The following is a 17,967-nucleotide window of genomic DNA, read 5'->3' on the forward strand; positions in this document are numbered from 1 at the left end:
AAACGATTTGAGCTAATACAGTTATGGATACAAACGAAAGAAAAATTATTGGAGTAGATATTGGTGGGTCGCATATAGCGGCGGGAGAGGTAGTTTGGAATGAGCGACGGATACGGGCTGGATCCCAAAGACGTATGAGGGTAGATTCGCATGCTTCGTCCGAAGTTGTTATTAACTCCTGGGCAAATTTTCTCTCCCATTTTGTTGATGGTACCAACAAGGATTACGTCCGTATAGGTATCGCTATGCCGGGACCTTTTGATTATACAGAAGGTATCTCCTATATTAAAGAATTGAATAAATATGATGCATTGTATGGTGTAAACGTTAAAAAGGAACTTGCAACGATATTAGGCATCTCCGAAGAACATATATTGTTTAGGAACGATGCGGAAGCTTTCTTACAAGGAGAGGTTGTGTATAGGCCGGGTTTACCCGAAACAAAAGTAGTAGGGATCACATTAGGTACCGGACTGGGGTCTGCGGTGTCTGACCACGGCGCATGTAGGGATGTTTTTTGGGCAATAAGACCAATGAAGGAAGGGATTGCGGAAGATTATATATCTTCTAGATGGTTTATGCATAGGTACCGGGAATTGTCTGGCGGACAGTTGGAAAGTGTTGAAGCACTTGCAAAGAGCCAAGATCCATGGAAAGAGCAGCTTTTTAGTGAATTTGCTACTCATCTGGCCATTTTTCTCAATGATTTTATCCATGCAGAATCTGCATCAACAGTCATTATAGGCGGAAATATCGCTCGGTGTCTTGATCTATTTGTCGATGAGTTGAAAGCAAAATTAGACAATAAACAGGTAGCGTTGTGCCAGAGTGCACTATGGGAGGATGCAGCTTTATTGGGAGCGGGCTATCTTTGGGAAAAGGAGCTTGCTAAATCAATTTAAACAGAATTTTATAAACCAAACAATGAAAGAAAAAATATCTTTTACCGAAAAGAAGTATATGATTACGCTTGTTTTCGTTACGTCCTTATTTATGTTTTGGGGTATTGCCATCACGATGGGCGACGTTCTCAATAAGCATTTTCAAACAGTCTTAAATGTGTCAAAGGCGGATTCGGGACTGGTTCAGTTTTCCATATTTGGTGCTTACTTTATTATGAGTATCCCGGCAGGGATGTTTATGAAAAAATTTGGCTATAAATACGGTGTACTTTTAGGACTTATATTATTTGCAACCGGCGCTTTTCTTTTTGTGCCTGCAGCTGACGCGGAATCGTTTGGGTTTTTTAGAATAGCCTTGTTTGTCCTTGGTTGTGGTTTGGCAACATTAGAGACCGTTGCACACCCTTTTATGGCATCTTTAGGGGATCAGCGGAGCAGTGACAGAAGGGTTAATTTTGCACAAGCTTTTAATGCGGTAGGTACGATGATCGGCCCGGCGTTGGGAACGTATTTTTTACTACGTGGGAGCTACGATATTCCGACTGATGGACTGGATTCGGTTAAGAACCTCTATATAGGAATAGGGACGGTTATTCTCTTGATAGCTATATGCTTTTCTTTTGTAAGAATCCCGACGTTGGTCGATCCCCATAAATCGTCCGAAGAGGTAGATCTTGACGCTGTCAATATTGATGTGGCGCCAGATAAAAAGCTCTTTCAGCATAGACATTTTGTGTGGGCGGTGATGGCACAATTTTTTAATGCGGCAGCACAGGGGGGTACGTGGGCATTTTTTATAAATTATGGTCACGAGGTTATGGGATTCTCCGATGAAAAAGCGGGGAGCTATCTTGTAGTTTTTATGGGAACAATGTTATTAGGACGCTTTATAGGCACATTTCTGATGCGGTATATTGCTGCAAATAAACTATTAGCTGTATTTGCACTGGCCAATGTCGTCATGTGTGTCATCGTCGCGCAGGGTTGGGGCTGGATTTCATTTGCCGCACTACTGTCTATCAATTTCTTCTTTAGTATCATGTTCCCGACTATCTTTAGTCTAGGGCTCAAAAACCTGGGTGGGCATACTCAACAGGCATCGTCATTTATCTCGATGGGTGTCGTAGGTGCCGCTGTTTTTCCGTTCTTAATGGGGTTAGTTGCGGATACAAATATTGCGACATCTTACTATCTCCCGATCGTATGTTACATCATTATATTTTTATTTGGTGCAAAATTCTATAAAGTGCAGCATGAGGGGGGTGTGCATCGGTAATAGGTAATTGGAAACAGCACAAGATTGTCAATCTAGGCGAAATAAGTCAGATTTCGAGATTATCTTCAATTCAAGTCGGGACTTTTGGGGAAATTAGCGACATGGGCATATTTCGGACCTAGGCTGATAAGTGCCTGTTTCCATAAATCTTCACCATCCTGGAGCAGAAGTAGATCTGCTGGAAATTTATTGTGTACTGCCCAGCTGTTCTGTGCTATTTCATCGTCCAGTTGTCCGGCGGTCCATCCAGCGTAACCTAAAATAAATTTAATTTCATCGGGTTGAAGGAGATGATCGTTTACGAGGAGCCGTATTTGTTCGAATTCTCCGCCGAAGTAAATACCGTCGACAAGTTCAATGCCTCCCTCAATTTTTTCTGGAACTTTATGAAGAAAAAATAGTGCTTCTACGCCAACTGGCCCTCCGATATATAAAGGAAATTGTGTGTTTTCTATATCGGGTATGACGTCTGATAAGAGCAGTGACGAGCGATTATTAACAATAACGCCCATTGTTCCTTCAATAACATCGTGTTCACAGAGTAAAATGACTGACCTTTCGAAGTTATTGTCAAGCATAAATGGCTCAGAAAGTAATAAACTTCCTTTTTGGGGTGTGTGCGTATTGAACATAATAAAGAAGCCTTTCGTTTAACTAAAACTTGCATCAATATAGGTTGTTTTTCCCGAAAAACCAATTTTTTGTACCGTACACCTCACGAATCCCGTCGCTTTTGATTAAGTTTGTGTTTGCATCAACATACTTAACCCATGTCCATTATCCATAAAGATATTGCAGCTATACGGGAAGATTATTGTAAATATAAATTGGACGAAAAGGATGTGCTATCCAGTCCGATCGAACAGTTTCAGCGTTGGTTTGACGAAGCCCGTTATGCGGAAGTGGTCGAACCAAATGCAATGGTATTGGCAACGGTCGGAGAAGACGGCTTTCCCTCTTCAAGGGTCGTTCTTTTGAAAGATATAAAACCTTCAGGATTTAGCTTTTTTACAAACTATCATAGTAAAAAGGGACAGGCTATGTCGAAACAAAAGAAAGTTAGTCTTTTGTTTTTTTGGCCTGAACTGCAGAGACAGATACGAATCGAGGGGTGGGCAGAGAAGTTGCCTTCGGAAGATTCGGATGAATATTTTGCATCCCGCCCAAAAGGAAGCCGGATAGGAGCAATTGCCTCGCCACAGAGTCAGGTCATTACGAACAGAAAAGTATTGGAAACACGTGTCGATGAATTGACGACAGAATATGCGGAGAAAACTACAATAGAACGCCCTGCTTTTTGGGGAGGATATTTGGTCAGCCCGCTTCGCGTGGAATTTTGGCAAGGTAGAAGTAGTCGTTTGCACGACCGTATCGAATACGTCTTCCAGCAGGGAGATTGGATTATACAACGATTAGCACCGTAGTACATGATAAACAGAGTAACAGATTTAATAATTAACAATATTGGTGAACAAGCTATTGTTCGTATAGAGGAAGAAAATTTGCAGCCTATCTTAGTCATTCATATTGATAACCTAGTAGAAACTGCTTTTTTGCTGCGTGATACGGAGGGATACTATTTTGATTTCCTTTCTAATATTTCGGCAGTAGATTATCACCCCGAACAACGGTTTGGTGTCGTATACCACCTAGCATCCATTCCTTACCAAACGCAACTTACGCTAAAAGTCGAAATCGAGAACGACCGTCGGTTTGATAATTTGCCCGAGGTTCCCTCTGTTGCGACTGTTTGGCGTACAGCCGATTGGCACGAAAGGGAGGCGTTCGATCTGATGGGTATATTCTTTACAGGGCATCCAGATTTAAGACGTATTCTTTTGCCGGACGACTGGCAGGGATATCCGCTGCGGAAAGATTACGAAGATGCCGAAACATATCATGGAATAGCTATTAAATAGAAGGAGATGACGCGTTATACGGAAGGACTGGAAAATTATAAGAAGAAGATTGCTGCGATAACGTCGCAGGAAATGGTCATCAATATGGGGCCGCAACACCCATCTACACATGGTGTATTACGCTTGGAGTTGATTACGGATGGAGAAGTGGTGAAGGATATTATTCCGCATTTAGGATATCTCCATCGTTGTTTCGATAAGCATGCTGAATCGATGAACTACGGAAAGGCCATCCCGTTTACAGATCGGTTAGATTATCTGTCGTCCATGAACAACAGCCATGCTTTTGTGATGGGAGTGGAGCGTATGCTCAAGATAGAGAACAAGTTGCCAAAACGTGTAGAGTATATACGAGTATTGGTTTGTGAGCTTAATCGTATTGCTTCCCACTTGATTGCTATTGGTACTTACGGAATTGATATTGGTGCTTTCACACCTTTTATGTGGTGCTTTCGGGATAGGGAGCACATTATGAATATGCTGGAATGGGCTTCCGGGTCGCGGATGCTCTACAATTATATTTGGGTGGGCGGCTTGTTCTATGACCTGCCTGTCGGTTTTGAAAAACGCTGCCAGGAATTTGTAGATTATTTCAAACCTAAGTTAGTAGAACTGGATGATTTACTTTCCAATAATCAGATATTTATTTCACGTACGGCGAATATCGGGGCTTTGCCTGCCGACGTTGCGATCAATTATGGATGTAGTGGGCCGATGCTAAGAGCGTCGGGCATTAAGTGGGATTTACGACGTGTAGATGGGTACAGTGTTTATCCAGAACTGGAGTTTGAAATTCCAGTTGGAAAGGGAGAGATGGGAATGCTCGGGGATTGCTGGGATCGTTATAAAGTACGGGTAGAGGAAGTGAAAGAGTCTGTGAAAATTATAGAACAGTGCTTACAAAGGCTTCAGACAGATTTTAAAAGGACACCCGATTTCGATCCCCGAGGATTAGTTCCAAAAAAGGTAAACTTAAAAGCGCAAGAATATTATGTTCGTGCCGAAAACCCCAAAGGAGAATTAGGTTTTCATTTTGTAACACAAGAAAAAACAGATGTGCCGAAACGGGTGAAAGCGCGAGGTCCCAGCTTTAACAACCTTTCGGTGTTACCCGAACTGGGTAAAGGACAACTTATAGCAGATTTAATCGCTATATTAGGTTCTATTGATATTGTATTGGGGGAAGTAGATAGATAGTAAGGGACAAGGGATAACTCATAATTCATAACTCATAATTTATAACGCGATATGTCATCAATTCTCATAAAATCTGCACAAATTGTCAACGAAGGAAGGACTTTTTTGAGCGATGTATATATTAGTAATGGGCGAATCGAAATGATCGCTGAAGAAATCAACCATACTGCTGACCAGACGATCGATGCACGGGGTTTATATTTGCTGCCGGGATTAATCGATGACCAGGTGCATTTTCGTGAACCAGGCCTAACCTATAAAGCGGATATTTGGCATGAAAGCCGGGCTGCGGTTGCAGGGGGAACGACGTCGTTTATGGAAATGCCAAATACTGTTCCGAACACGTTGACCCAAAAATTGTTGCAGGACAAATACGATATTGCTGCCGAAAAATCATTGGCAAATTATTCGTTTTTTATGGGAGCCGCCAACGACAATCTAGACGAGGTTTTAAAAACGAACCCACGTGATGTATGTGGCATCAAGATTTTTATGGGTTCCTCTACCGGTAATATGTTGGTTGATAATGAGGCAACGTTGGAAAAGATTTTTGCAGAAGCCCCGACATTGATTGCCGTACACTGTGAAGATGAAATGACCGTACAGCGCAATCTTCAAGCTTTTAAGGAAGAATATGGTGAAGAGGGGTTTCAACCTTTTATGCATCCACTTATCCGAACAGCAGAGGCTTGTTATCTTTCTTCTTCTAAAGCGGTGGAACTTGCTAAAAAGCATGATGCCCGTCTTCATATATTACATATTTCGACGGCCGCAGAGACAGCATTGTTTGTGAGTTCTATTCCCTTAAAGGAGAAAAAAATTACGGCGGAAGCTTGCATACACCATCTTTGGTTCTCCGACGCAGATTATGAAGAAAAGGGAAACTTTATTAAATGGAATCCGGCAGTGAAAACAGCAGCTGATAGGGACGGTGTTTTTCAAGCCGTATTAGATGGACATATCGATGTCATTGCCACTGATCACGCGCCTCATACATTCGAAGAAAAATCGAAACCTTATGCACAGGCACCGTCGGGCGGTCCGTTAGTACAGCACGCGCTCCAAGCGTTGTTGGATTTTGTAAAGCAGGGTAAAATTACATTGGAGCAAGTGGTACAAAAAACGGCGCATAATACGGCTGAACTGTTTCAGGTGGAAAACAGAGGTTTTATCAGAGAGGGTTATTGGGCGGATTTGGTGTTGGTAGACCTTGATAGGCCGTATACGGTTTCTGAAGATAATATTTTGTCCAAGTGTGGCTGGTCACCTTTTGAGGGGCATACCTTTTCGTCTACTATAGTCCACACGTTGGTCTCCGGAAACGTTGCTTATACAGATGGCAAGATTATTGAAGTAGGTACAGGGCATCGGTTATTGTTTAATCGGTAGGAACACGACTCATGTACCGTGCATGGATAGTTATAGTGTTATTGAAATGTTATGAAAGAGACCTTATTTCTTTTATGTATAATCACTGCCGGTCTTCAGGCTTGTCATCAAACAACGATTACTGGTGAATCAAATAGATATGCAGACGCGATGACGTTGGATACAACGGCTTACAACAGCTTATATAAAACATATAGGGAAGGAGCTTTAACACACAGACGTTTTAAGCATCAAGATGTCGTGGACTTGGTTAAAAAACATGAAGCGAAGGAGATATTGCAGGTTGAAGAGATAGGTAAATCGGTGGAAAGCCGTGCGATTTATAAACTTCAATATGGTAGTGGAGATAAAAAGGTCATGTTTTGGTCGCAGATGCACGGGGATGAGCCTACGGCAACGCAGGCATTGTTCGATATCTTCAATTTCTTGGAAGGCGAGGATGACGGCTTTGATTCCATCCGCAATAGTCTCAAGGATAACTTGACTATTCATTTTATCCCGATGCTCAATCCCGATGGTGCGGAACGTTTTATACGGCGAAATGCACAATACATTGATTTGAATCGTGATGCACGTGCCAACCAGACAGTAGAAGCGAAACTCTTGCGGCGGATGGCGGAAGAAATTAAGCCAAACTATGGTTTTAACCTACACGATCAGAGTATATATTATAATGTGCCCGGAACGAAAAATCCGGTAACGATAGCGGTGCTTGCGCCGGCGTATAATACAGAAAGGGAAGTTAACGACGTCCGGAAAGGCGCAATGCAGTTGATTGTGGGAATGAATAACCTCTTGCAGCAATATGTTCCTGATGCGGTGGCGAAGTATGACGATACGCATTCGCCACGTGGTTTCGGTGACAATTTCCAGGCCTGGGGAGCGAGTACGGTGTTAATTGAATCAGGCGGCTTAAAAGGCGATCCTGAAAAGCAGGAAATAAGACGGCTTAATTTTGCCATTATCTTAAACGCTTTATTGGAAATAGCACAAGATTCGTATAAAAAATACAATTATAAAGCTTACGATGATATACCTTTTAATGCTTCTCAACTGCATGATGTGATCATCCGTCAGATCGATTTGGGAACGGATAGTGTACCGTTAAGGACAGACATTGCTATTCGTCGGGCCGAATTGACTGTGGAACGGGATTATTGTGTACGGGGGTGGGTAGAAGATATAGGAGATCTAGAAGGTACGTATGGTTACGATGAAATAGATGTAGATGGGCTGAAATTCGTGCAAGGAAAAGTGTATCCGCAAGTTTTTCAAACAGTTGATGATATCAGTAATAGTAGAGCTTTAGAGCTGTTGAAAGAGGGATATATTGCGGTTAGGGTAGCCTCAAGAGGATCGGATCGATTACATAATCTTCCGTTGGTTGTTTCTGCCCATGCTGAATTTGTGCCTACAGCTAAAATTGTGCTGACCGGAACAAGTAATTTTTTTGTAGGGGATGGCGCAACGTTGAAATATGCGGTGGTCAACGGTTATCTTATCGATTTAAGTCAACCACCACAGGAAAATTTTTATAAAAACTGGATTAATTAGCTGATGCTGCTAATAGTTCGCGGAAATTGCGTACACTCTGGGCAACATCAATTTGATTATTCTCCCAGTTATATTCATATTCTGCGGAAAGCATCCCGTCAAAGTTTTGCCTTTTCAATTCTTCGATGACCTCGTTGATAGGCAGTTTACCAGTTCCCCAATGCACATCGTGTGCTTTTTTATCACCAAACTCATTCAAATCTTTAAAGTGTGAATGTATAATCTTACCGTCTAATTTTTTTAGGCATTCTACCGGGTCTAATCCCGAGCGCATCCAGTGGCCAACATCGACTGCCGCACCCATTTTCGGACTTCTTCCTTCCAGTGCTGCTAAAACGACTTCTGGCTTCCAATAGGTTGAAGGTTCTGGATGGTTATGAATCGCAGCACGGATATCGTATTTCTCACATAGGGTAGAGACAATGTCCAAATGCTCTTCTTTGGGCTCGCAGTTGATGACCTTGACACCCATATCTTGGGCAAAAGCAAAAATTTGTTCCCATTCTTCAGCATCTTTACCATTTACTACCCCAAAAGCATGTAGTGTAATATTATGGTCGGCCAAGAGTTTCCGCACCAGATCCCGTCCTTCTTCTGAGAGGGTATAAGTGAATTTTTCCTCATTTCCGGCGCCGACAATCTGTCCTGGAAAAGCTTCAACAAAGCGTAAATCGGCACTATCGATTTTATCCAGTGCTTCCGCAAAAGTGAATAATCTGAAGGTGTACGCCTGTGCGCCTAATTTCCAGTTTACATGTTCTTCGGGATAACCGAGGGTATCCTGCAAGGTATCTTCTACTTGTGTGGTTGAAGAAGTTGTTCCAGAAGAACAAGATAATAAGGCAATTCCCGCTACCAACATAAGCGAGGATAATGTGTTTAGTTTCATGGTCTGTTTTATAAGTTTAGAAAGCCAAAGTAATAAAAAATAAGAGGAAACGTACATTTCCCCTTATTTTTTATAGGAGTTTGTATTTAAGAAATTACTTTGCCATACATCTCTTCGCGTTGTGCTTTCACAGCATCTGAATTGATATACTCATCGTAAGACATTAACTTGTCAATTACACCATTGGGCGTTAGTTCAATGATTCGATTTGCTACGGTTTGTGTCAACTCGTGGTCACGCGAGGTAAACAACATCGATCCTTTGAAATCCAACATGCCATTATTCAGTGCGGTGATGGATTCCAAATCAAGGTGGTTTGTAGGTTCATCGAATAGCAGGAAATTAGCACCTTGAAGCATCATTTTCGAGAACATGCAGCGCATCTTTTCCCCACCGGATAATACAGATACCTTTTTTAAAACCTCTTCGCCGGAAAACAACATTTTTCCGAGGAATCCACGAATAAATTGTTCGTCTGCATCGGGTTTTGAGGTGTAGTTACGAAGCCAATCCACAAGATTCTCATCGCGGCCTTCAAAATATTCGGCGTTTTCAATCGGCATATCGGTTGCCGTAATGGTAACCCCCCATTTGAACTGGCCCCCAAAATCTTTGTCACGACCTGCTAAGATATCATAGAAAGCGGAGGTGACTAAAGAGTTTTCCGATAGTAAAGCGATTTTGTCACCTTTATTGATCATGAACGTAACATCTTTAAAGTAAACCTCACCGTTGACAGTTTTACTTAGCCCCTCTACATGCAATATTTGGTCGCCCGGCTCGCGGTCCATCTGGTTGAACATAATCGCCGGATATTTTCGGTTCGAAGGTTTGATTTCTTCTACATTGAGTTTATCCAGCGCTTTTTTCCTGGAAGTCGCCTGTTTAGATTTAGAGGCATTTGCCGAGAAGCGACGGATAAACTCCTGCAACTCCTTGACTTTATCTTCCATCTTCTTGTTTTGATCTGCACGTTGTTTCAACGCGAGCTGAGAAGATTCATACCAGAAGCTATAATTACCTGTGTAGATGTTCATCTTACCGAAATCGATGTCGACAATATGTGTACAGACATGATCTAGAAAGTGGCGGTCGTGTGATACGACTAAGACAATAGCCTCATATCCCGCCAGAAAATCTTCCAGCCAGCCAATCGTGTTGATGTCCAGGTCATTGGTAGGCTCATCGAGGATCAAGATGTCTGGATTACCAAATAAAGCCTGTGCTAAAAGCACCCGTACTTTTTCGTTACCATCTAGTTCTTTGACTAATTTATAATGAAGATCTTCTTTGATGCCTAAATTACTCAATAGGGTAGCGGCATTGCTTTCTGCATTCCAACCGTCCATTTCCGCAAAAAGACTTTCCAGTTCGCCGGCGCGTTCCCCATCTGCATCGGTAAAGTCTTCTTTCATGTAAATGGCATCTTTCTCTTTCATTATTTTATAGAGTTCCTGATTGCCCATCATGACTGTTTCGAGAACGGTGAATTCGTCAAACTCGTAGTGATTCTGTTTCAGTACGGACATACGCTCACCCGGCGTAAAAGACACTGAACCCGTCGTCGGATCAACCTCGCCGGATATGATTTTAAGGAATGTCGATTTTCCGGCACCGTTGGCACCGATGATTCCATAACAGTTCCCAGATGTAAATTTCAAATTTACATCTTCAAACAGCACGCGCTTCCCAAAACGAAGCGATAAATTGGATACATTAATCATGCGGCAAAGATACGCTTTATTTACGGGATTTTAAGAGGCTAACTTTTTAAGCAATCGATTGTGTTTCAATAAGGTTTGTAGGTGCTGACCATTTTCCCTAAGTTTAGCTTGTAATATTATTTATGATGGACGTCAATATGAGTAAATTAAAAGGGGGCGTATACGGTACTATCTTACTGGGGATGACTTTTGCATGTGTCCAAAATCAACAGAAGCAGGAGCGGAGCACGCCATTCGAATTGGTCAATTTTGAAGAATTGTCCGATCCGACGGTAGATACATTGTCCGATTGGTCTAGGATAGAGAATGGACTGCAGGCTTCCTTTGTGACGATTGACAAACGCTTTCCGAAATCTATGGCTCCGGACTTTGCTGTACAAAAGCAAGAGTCGGTGATAGGATGGAGAGGAGAACGTGTTTCTGCGCAAATATTGTTGTGGACAAATGCCGAAATTGCGGATGCAAAAGTAGAAATATCGGGTTTTCGTATGCCCGATGGTCGCTATCTACCGGCTGATATTGCCTCCGCCCGTTTCGTTCGCTATGTGATGACCGATGAGTTTGCTGGAGGATGTGGTTACCGCAAACCGGAAGATTTTGCTTCGTCTCTTTCTCCAGATATGTTGGATAATCTCTCTTCTTTTAACCTCGAAGCAAAGAAAGTAAGGCCTGTTTGGGTAACCGTGCGCATTCCAGAGGATGCAAAGCCGGGAAACTATACAGCAAAAGTACAAGTGAAAGCAATTGACGTACCTACGCAGGAACTGGACCTTTCTTTACAGGTTATCGACCACGTTCTGCCGAAGCCCTCGGAATGGACTTATCATTTAGATCAATGGCAGCATCCTTCTGCGGTGGCACGTGTAGAAGGGCTCGAAATATGGTCTGATGAACATTTTAAGGCACTGAAGCCACAGATGCAGATGTTAGCTGATATAGGACAAAAGGTAATTACAACAACGCTTAACAAAGATCCTTGGAATGTGCAGACATTCGATCCTTATGCAGATATGATTATTTGGACGAAACAAGAGGACGGCTCTTGGAAATATGATTACAGCGTTTTTGATCGGTGGGTACAGTTTATGCTGGATCTCGGTATTAATAAGATGATAAATTGCTATTCTATTATTCCTTGGAATAATGAAATTCATTATCAAGATGAGGCAAGTGGCGAATGGGTAAATGTAGAAGCAAAACCGGGTACGCCTGTATTTGAGGAGTTCTGGACACCGTTCTTAAAGGATTTCGTAGAACACCTTCGGGAAAAAGGTTGGTTGGAAAAAACAAATATTGCTATTGACGAACGTACTCGGGAAGAAGTGGATGGAGCTTTGTCTTTGTTGCAAAAAGTATCGCCAGAATTGGGCGTCTCTTATGCGGATAACCAAAAAACTTACCAGCGCTATCCAAATAGTGATGATATCAGCATTGCGTTAGGGCATCCGTTCTCAGAAGAGGATCTCAGAGACCGTCAATCACGTGGATTGAATACGACGTTTTATATCTATTGTGGCAATGCATTCCCCAATCAGTTTACTTTTTCTGATCCTGCGGAATCTGTTCTCCTCGCATGGTTTGCGGAAGCCGCACATTTTGACGGTATGTTGCGTTGGGCATTCAATTCTTGGGTAGAAAACCCATTGTTAGATTCCCGTTTCCGTACCTGGCCCGCAGGGGATACTTATATTGTATATCCGAATGCCAGAAGTTCGATTCGTTACGAGCGTTTATTAGAAGGGATTCAGGATTATACAAAGATTCAGGTGGTGAAGCAGGTGCTGGAGGACAAGGGAGATCGGACAAACTTGGATCGGTTGGAAACCGCCATCCAGAAATTGAAGATTACGAAGCGCAACGACACGTGGAATCAAGACCTCAATGATGCGAAAGCATTGCTTAACGAACTTTCGGTGCAATTAGCGCGATAAAAATAAATACTTTTGATAAAATAGAGGGGATTTTATTCATTATAAGATACCCTCTATTCATACTACCTTACAGCTTCTCGAAATTTGATTAACCGCAAATAAGCAGGACATTTTTCCAAATCTTTTTTCCAGGCTTCTGCTTCGATAAACTGTATCTTCAGGAAGGTATCTACATCTACTACTACCTGTTCTTGTGAAATCTCTACCCGTTCAGGAAAAGATTTTCCTAAAAGTTCGTTTTTCAATTCCTCTATTGTGATCATAGAACCAAAAATAGGAAACTTTGGCTATTAATGAACACATTAAGTAGTCATTAACGCTTTTTTCGTAAAGAAAAAAAATAGCATTAAATTTTTGATTTTTAAAAATGTATTTCGATATTAGTGTCAAACTAACGACGTTTATATATTATTTCGGTAACGTAACCGGAATTTTTATAGGCCGAAAAATAGAAGAAATTTTAAAAGCAGAGCATAATAAAAAATAACATAACACACGATTAAATTGACGCTTTGTAATTGTTAATCAAAAAAGGTGTATTTCGAGCGATTAAAGATTAACTAAAATAGCATTAATATTGTTCCGGTAACGTAACCGAAGATATTGCAACAAGGAAAAAGAGTACCTATTCAGATAAGAAAAATTGCATACTATTAATTTTTATAACCTTGAAAAAATGAATATATGACTTTAGAAACCAATCCTAAAATTTCTTTTGCTCTAAAAAGAAAGTTGGCGATGATGAAGTGGATAACCATTATTGCCCTTAATTTTCTCTTGTTTCATAGTGTGCTAGCACAAACAAGAATGGTGTCCGGTAAGATTACGGATGCCCGAACGGGAGCTGCCATGTCCGGCGTCACTGTTACCGTCAAAGGCGGATCACAGGGAGTCAGCTCTGGCCAAGATGGTACATACAGCCTACAAGGAGTGACTGATCAAACTGTTTTAGTTTTTTCGATTTTAGGCTACAGTACCCAGGAGATCAACATTGGCGGAAGATCTGTCCTTGATGTTACCTTACAAACTTCGTTTAATGAATTGGAAGAAACGGTGGTAGTGGGTTATGGTCGTCAGAAAAAACGAAATTTAACAGGGTCTATCGTTTCCGTAAACAATGAGGAAATTGAAAAAACAGCGTTACAGGACCCTATATCGATTTTACAAGGACGTGCTGCGGGTGTACAAATCACGTCTAATTCCGGTGCACCGGGAGGGGAAATGACCATTCGGGTTCGAGGCAATTCATCCCTGAATTCAGGTAATAATCCACTCTTCGTAGTTGATGGTATTCCGATAGAATCGGGATCGCTATCCAATCTTAATGGTACAGAAGGCTTTGGCTTAAATCCATTGGCCGCCATAAACCCCGGAGATATTGAGTCAATTGAGATATTAAAGGATGCAGCATCCACGGCTATATACGGCTCCCGAGCAGCCAATGGTGTGGTCATGATTACGACCAAAAGAGGAGCTGAAGGTAAAGCCACTGTTGATGTGAATTTTACGACGGGCGTAAGCGAATTGCCGCGGAAACTCAGCGTTTTGAATGCCACACAATATCGCCAGGCTATTATTGACTCCTACAATAATATGGATAATCCTGAAGAACCTTTTTGGACAATTTTGGATTCGTTAAGTGCGATGAATAATGGAGATGTAGATTGGCAGCGTGAATTAATGCGTGTGGCACCGCAGTATAAAGTAGATTTATCTGTACGAGGAGGCAGCAAAACAACGCAATATGCATGGAGTACGTCCTATTTAGATCAGGATGGTATCATTCTGAATTCCAATTTTAAGCGGCTAACTTCTCGATTGAATACGGATTTTAATCTGACGGATAAATTAAAAATAGGACAAAGTATTGCCTACACAAATAGTTTGAATAATAGAATTAATGCTGCAGGCGCGGGCAATCTGAGTGTAATCCGGGAATTATTGATACGTCCGCCTATTATGTCTATGTATTTGCCAGACGGTTCGCTAAACGGATATAGTTTGGGAAGGCGAAATCCGGTAGGAATTGCAAAATATGCTACCAATCTAAACAAAAGTAACCGGATAATAGGTAGTCAATACCTGGAGTACGAATTTATTCCTGAGTTAACGTTTAGAAGTAATTTAAACTTCGACTTCACCTCCATGAAAGAAGAGGAATTCATGCCAACAATACTGGATTATAGAGAAGGCTACAACACAGGTGCGGTCCGGAGTATCACGAACATGACCTGGAGTAGTGAAAGTTTCTTGCGTTATGCAAAGACATTCAATCAAGATCATAATTTCGGGGCTTTATTGGGCTTTAGTTTACAAAACTGGCGCTATGACCGTACGGGATTGAACGGATCGTTTTTCCCAAGTGATAATATCAGAACACTGAATGCCGCAGGAACAATTTCCAATAAGGATGCGGATGGCGTAGATATCAATGTGGCTTCTGAACACGCGATGATGTCTTATTTTGGTCGTGCGTCATACGATTATCAAGGAAAATATCTGACGGAAGTCAACCTCCGTGCTGACGGTTCTTCTAGATTTGGTAGGCAAAAACGTTTTGGTTACTTTCCTTCGGCATCAGTTGGCTGGCGCTTCTCTCAAGAAGATTTCTTTACTATCGGTGCAGTTAATGATGGTAAAATACGTTTCAGTATGGGTAAAACAGGTAATGAAGCCATCGGAGACTATACTTCTCAGGGAGAATTTATGGTGGGAGCCAATTATCTGGATTTCTCGGGAGCCGCTCCGACAGTAATGCCTAACGAGGGACTGACCTGGGAAACGACGACTCAATATAATGCTGGTTTGGATTTAGCATTTCTAGGAAATAAGATTACGTTTACAACCGATCTCTATATTAAAAATACAGACGATTTACTATATAACGTTCCTATTCCTACCACGACAGGATTTAGCAGCTTTATGCAGAATATCGGTAGTATACAAAATCGTGGTGTTGAGTTTTTATTGACCACAAAAAATATTTCCCGTGATGTGTTTTCGTGGGGGACAAACCTGAACATCAGTTTAAACAGAAATAAGGTCTTATCACTTCCAGAGGAGCTTTTGACAAATGGATATATCCAAAATGGAAGCTACCATATTTTACAGGAGGGGCTGCCTATCGGCGTTTTCTATGGATGGCGATTTGATGGCGTATACGCCCGTGATGCGGATAATGTGAATGCGATCACGCATGGTGCATTAGGCCCGGTATTTAAAGGTGGTGATCCTATTTGGCACGATTTAAACGGTGACAATATTATTAATCCGGACGACCGCCAAATCATTGGTACAGCAGAGCCTAAGTTTTTTGGAGGTTTTGGTAATGATTTCACTTACAAAAACTTTTCATTGAATGTGTTTTTCCAATTTTCGTACGGCAATGATATTTACAGTTCCATTAATCAGGAACGAAATTCTATTGTACGCTACAACAACTTGTCAGCAGATGCACTAAATAGATGGCGGGAGCAGGGGGATATTACAAGTTATCCGAAACCGGTTAGGGACGATCCTATGCAGACCGATAGTCGGGTGTCCAGTCGGTGGGTTGAAGATGGTTCTTATATCAAATTAAAGAATGTGAATTTAAGATATACATTCCCCAACAGCTTGATTAACCGGATCGGTCTGCGCAAGGTTGATGCTTTTGTGACGGGGACTAATTTGATCACGTGGACAAAGTATACCGGATTTGATCCTGATGTTAATTCATTCTCCGGTTTGCGTGTTGGTGTGGATCAAGGTTCCTATCCACAAAATCGGATGTTCATTTTTGGGTTAAATATTGGGCTTTAATAGATGATATTATGAAAAATACGAATATAAAATTTCTGCTGTGCACACTGATTGTTCTAATTAGTTCATGTGCAGACTCGTTTTTAGATAAAGAACCGATCAGCGGTTTTTCCGCTAAAGGGTTCTATAAAAATGCAAGCGATGCGCAGGCAGGTGTATATGGTATCTATAATTCCATGCAATCGGCCTTCCGTCAGAATTTCGCGCTATGGGGTGAAGGGAGAGCAGATGCGGTGGCAACGAATCATGCTGAAGATCCATTTGCGTTGACGCAAAACAGACTTACACCAGTCATCCAATCCGCTCGTTGGGATAATCTGTATACCGTTATCAGCAGAGCTAATTATGCGATCAAGTATGTTCCCCAAGTCTTTGAATCGGAAGAAGGGGGATTGCGTAATCAGCTGATAGGACAGGCAAGAGCATTACGTGCTATCGCTTATTTTTATGCGGTACGTGTATGGGGCGATGTCCCACTTATTCTGGAACCGTTTGAAAGTGTTCAGCAAAATATTTTTTCGGAACGGACAAATCAGGAAATGGTATTGGATATGATTGAGGAGGACCTGCTATATGCATCTACCTATTGCGCCGATAATTATACAGGCGCACGGAACCGGGTGATCTTGACCAAAGGAGCTGCGGACGCATTTTTGACACAGGTGTACATGTGGCGCAAAAAATATAGAGAGGCCATCACGACGGCGGAACGTGTTATAGAAAGCCCGTTTTATTCCCTGGTATCCATTCAAGACTGGAACAAAATATTCTCGGACGGAATGAGCAACGAGAGCATTTTTGAAATCGGCTACAATGAAATCCAGACCAATTCTTTACGGGTTATCTATGCATTAGGCTCAGACAGCTATTACTTTCCGAGTTTGAAATTTAGAGATGAATTTGAAGAAGACGATCTTCGGAAAACGCGTATTTATGATCTTACACAAGCCCAACCGCGTAAGATATGGAAGTTTTTTGGAGAAGGATTTAATGACGAGAGCCCCGATCCGTCTGCTAACAATATTGTCATGGTCAGATTGGCTGATATTATTTTGTTGAAAGCAGAAGCTCATGCTCATCTTAATGAACCGGATTTGGCACTCCCTTTATTGAATGAAATAAGAAGACGCGCAGGGTTGCCAAATCTAGAATTGTCAGATGCCAACGGTATGTACGGTGATTTGGTATCTGCCGTTTTACATGAGCGTGCTATCGAATTGTGTTACGAGGGCCATCGCTGGTTTGATCTGGTTAGGAACGGGAAAGTAATCGAAGTTATGGGGCCTATTAATTCCATCAGCGATACCCGAAATTTTGTGTGGCCTATTCATGAAGATGTGATTAACCGGAACCCAAATATTGTTCAAAATGAGTTTTACAAGTAG

The 17,967-nt window shown here is 41.8% G+C and carries 14 protein-coding genes; 10 read left to right on the forward strand and 4 right to left on the reverse strand.

Annotated elements, in window-relative coordinates; translation table 11 throughout:
* Window positions 1-23 precede the first annotated feature (23 nt).
* The gene (locus tag H8B06_RS04590) at window positions 24-902 is read left to right on the forward strand and encodes an ROK family protein (protein ID WP_190993136.1); all 879 of its coding nucleotides are present in this window, start codon (window positions 24-26) and stop codon (window positions 900-902) included.
* A gap of 22 nt (window positions 903-924) precedes the next feature.
* Complete coding sequence (gene fucP / locus H8B06_RS04595) at window positions 925-2,178, forward strand: L-fucose:H+ symporter permease (protein ID WP_190993137.1); 1,254 nt, start codon at window positions 925-927, stop codon at window positions 2,176-2,178.
* A 65-nt stretch (window positions 2,179-2,243) separates the two neighbouring features.
* On the opposite strand, the gene H8B06_RS04600 is transcribed toward fucP, so the two are convergent.
* Window positions 2,244-2,810 carry a YqgE/AlgH family protein gene (locus H8B06_RS04600; protein WP_190993138.1) on the reverse strand — a complete coding sequence of 189 codons (567 nt, stop codon included), beginning with the start codon at window positions 2,808-2,810 and terminating at the stop codon, window positions 2,244-2,246.
* Window positions 2,811-2,948: 138 nt separating this feature from the next.
* Between H8B06_RS04600 and pdxH the strand changes: the two genes are divergently transcribed.
* Genes pdxH through H8B06_RS04625 form a run of 5 tightly spaced genes read left to right on the forward strand, consistent with a single transcriptional unit; the run spans window position 2,949 to window position 8,237 of the window.
* Entirely contained in the window at window positions 2,949-3,602 is a 654-nt protein-coding gene (pdxH, locus tag H8B06_RS04605) for a pyridoxamine 5'-phosphate oxidase (RefSeq protein WP_190993139.1), read from the forward strand.
* Window positions 3,603-3,605: 3 nt separating this feature from the next.
* Window positions 3,606-4,097, forward strand: a complete 492-nt coding sequence (locus tag H8B06_RS04610) for an NADH-quinone oxidoreductase subunit C (protein WP_190993140.1) — start codon at window positions 3,606-3,608, stop codon at window positions 4,095-4,097.
* Window positions 4,098-4,103: 6 nt separating this feature from the next.
* Window positions 4,104-5,294: an NADH-quinone oxidoreductase subunit D gene (locus H8B06_RS04615; protein ID WP_190993141.1), complete on the forward strand. Its 1,191-nt coding sequence runs from the start codon at window positions 4,104-4,106 to the stop codon at window positions 5,292-5,294.
* Window positions 5,295-5,345: 51 nt separating this feature from the next.
* Entirely contained in the window at window positions 5,346-6,683 is a 1,338-nt protein-coding gene (locus H8B06_RS04620) for a dihydroorotase (RefSeq protein ID WP_190993142.1), read from the forward strand.
* A 51-nt stretch (window positions 6,684-6,734) separates the two neighbouring features.
* Window positions 6,735-8,237, forward strand: coding sequence for a M14 family zinc carboxypeptidase (locus H8B06_RS04625; RefSeq protein ID WP_190993143.1), 1,503 nt, complete (start codon window positions 6,735-6,737; stop codon window positions 8,235-8,237).
* Here H8B06_RS04625 and H8B06_RS04630 read toward each other — a convergent pair.
* Complete coding sequence (locus tag H8B06_RS04630) at window positions 8,230-9,126, reverse strand: sugar phosphate isomerase/epimerase family protein (protein WP_190993144.1); 897 nt, start codon at window positions 9,124-9,126, stop codon at window positions 8,230-8,232. The genes H8B06_RS04625 and H8B06_RS04630 overlap by 8 nt on opposite strands.
* Window positions 9,127-9,212: 86 nt before the next feature.
* The gene (locus H8B06_RS04635) at window positions 9,213-10,850 is read right to left on the reverse strand and encodes an ABC-F family ATP-binding cassette domain-containing protein (RefSeq protein WP_130139773.1); all 1,638 of its coding nucleotides are present in this window, start codon (window positions 10,848-10,850) and stop codon (window positions 9,213-9,215) included.
* A gap of 137 nt (window positions 10,851-10,987) precedes the next feature.
* Between H8B06_RS04635 and H8B06_RS04640 the strand changes: the two genes are divergently transcribed.
* Window positions 10,988-12,781, forward strand: coding sequence for a DUF4091 domain-containing protein (locus H8B06_RS04640; RefSeq protein ID WP_223857475.1), 1,794 nt, complete (start codon window positions 10,988-10,990; stop codon window positions 12,779-12,781).
* Between the two features lie 62 nt (window positions 12,782-12,843).
* On the opposite strand, the gene H8B06_RS04645 is transcribed toward H8B06_RS04640, so the two are convergent.
* A complete protein-coding gene (locus tag H8B06_RS04645; protein WP_190993145.1) occupies window positions 12,844-13,044 on the reverse strand; it encodes a DUF6965 family protein in 201 nt (66 codons plus the stop codon).
* 475 nt (window positions 13,045-13,519) lie between these two features.
* Between H8B06_RS04645 and H8B06_RS04650 the strand changes: the two genes are divergently transcribed.
* Entirely contained in the window at window positions 13,520-16,582 is a 3,063-nt protein-coding gene (locus H8B06_RS04650; RefSeq protein WP_190993146.1) for a SusC/RagA family TonB-linked outer membrane protein, read from the forward strand.
* 11 nt (window positions 16,583-16,593) lie between these two features.
* The gene (locus H8B06_RS04655; RefSeq protein WP_190993147.1) at window positions 16,594-17,967 is read left to right on the forward strand and encodes a RagB/SusD family nutrient uptake outer membrane protein; all 1,374 of its coding nucleotides are present in this window, start codon (window positions 16,594-16,596) and stop codon (window positions 17,965-17,967) included.

Source organism: Sphingobacterium micropteri (assembly GCF_014692515.1).
Classification (GTDB): Bacteria; Bacteroidota; Bacteroidia; order Sphingobacteriales; family Sphingobacteriaceae; genus Sphingobacterium; species Sphingobacterium micropteri.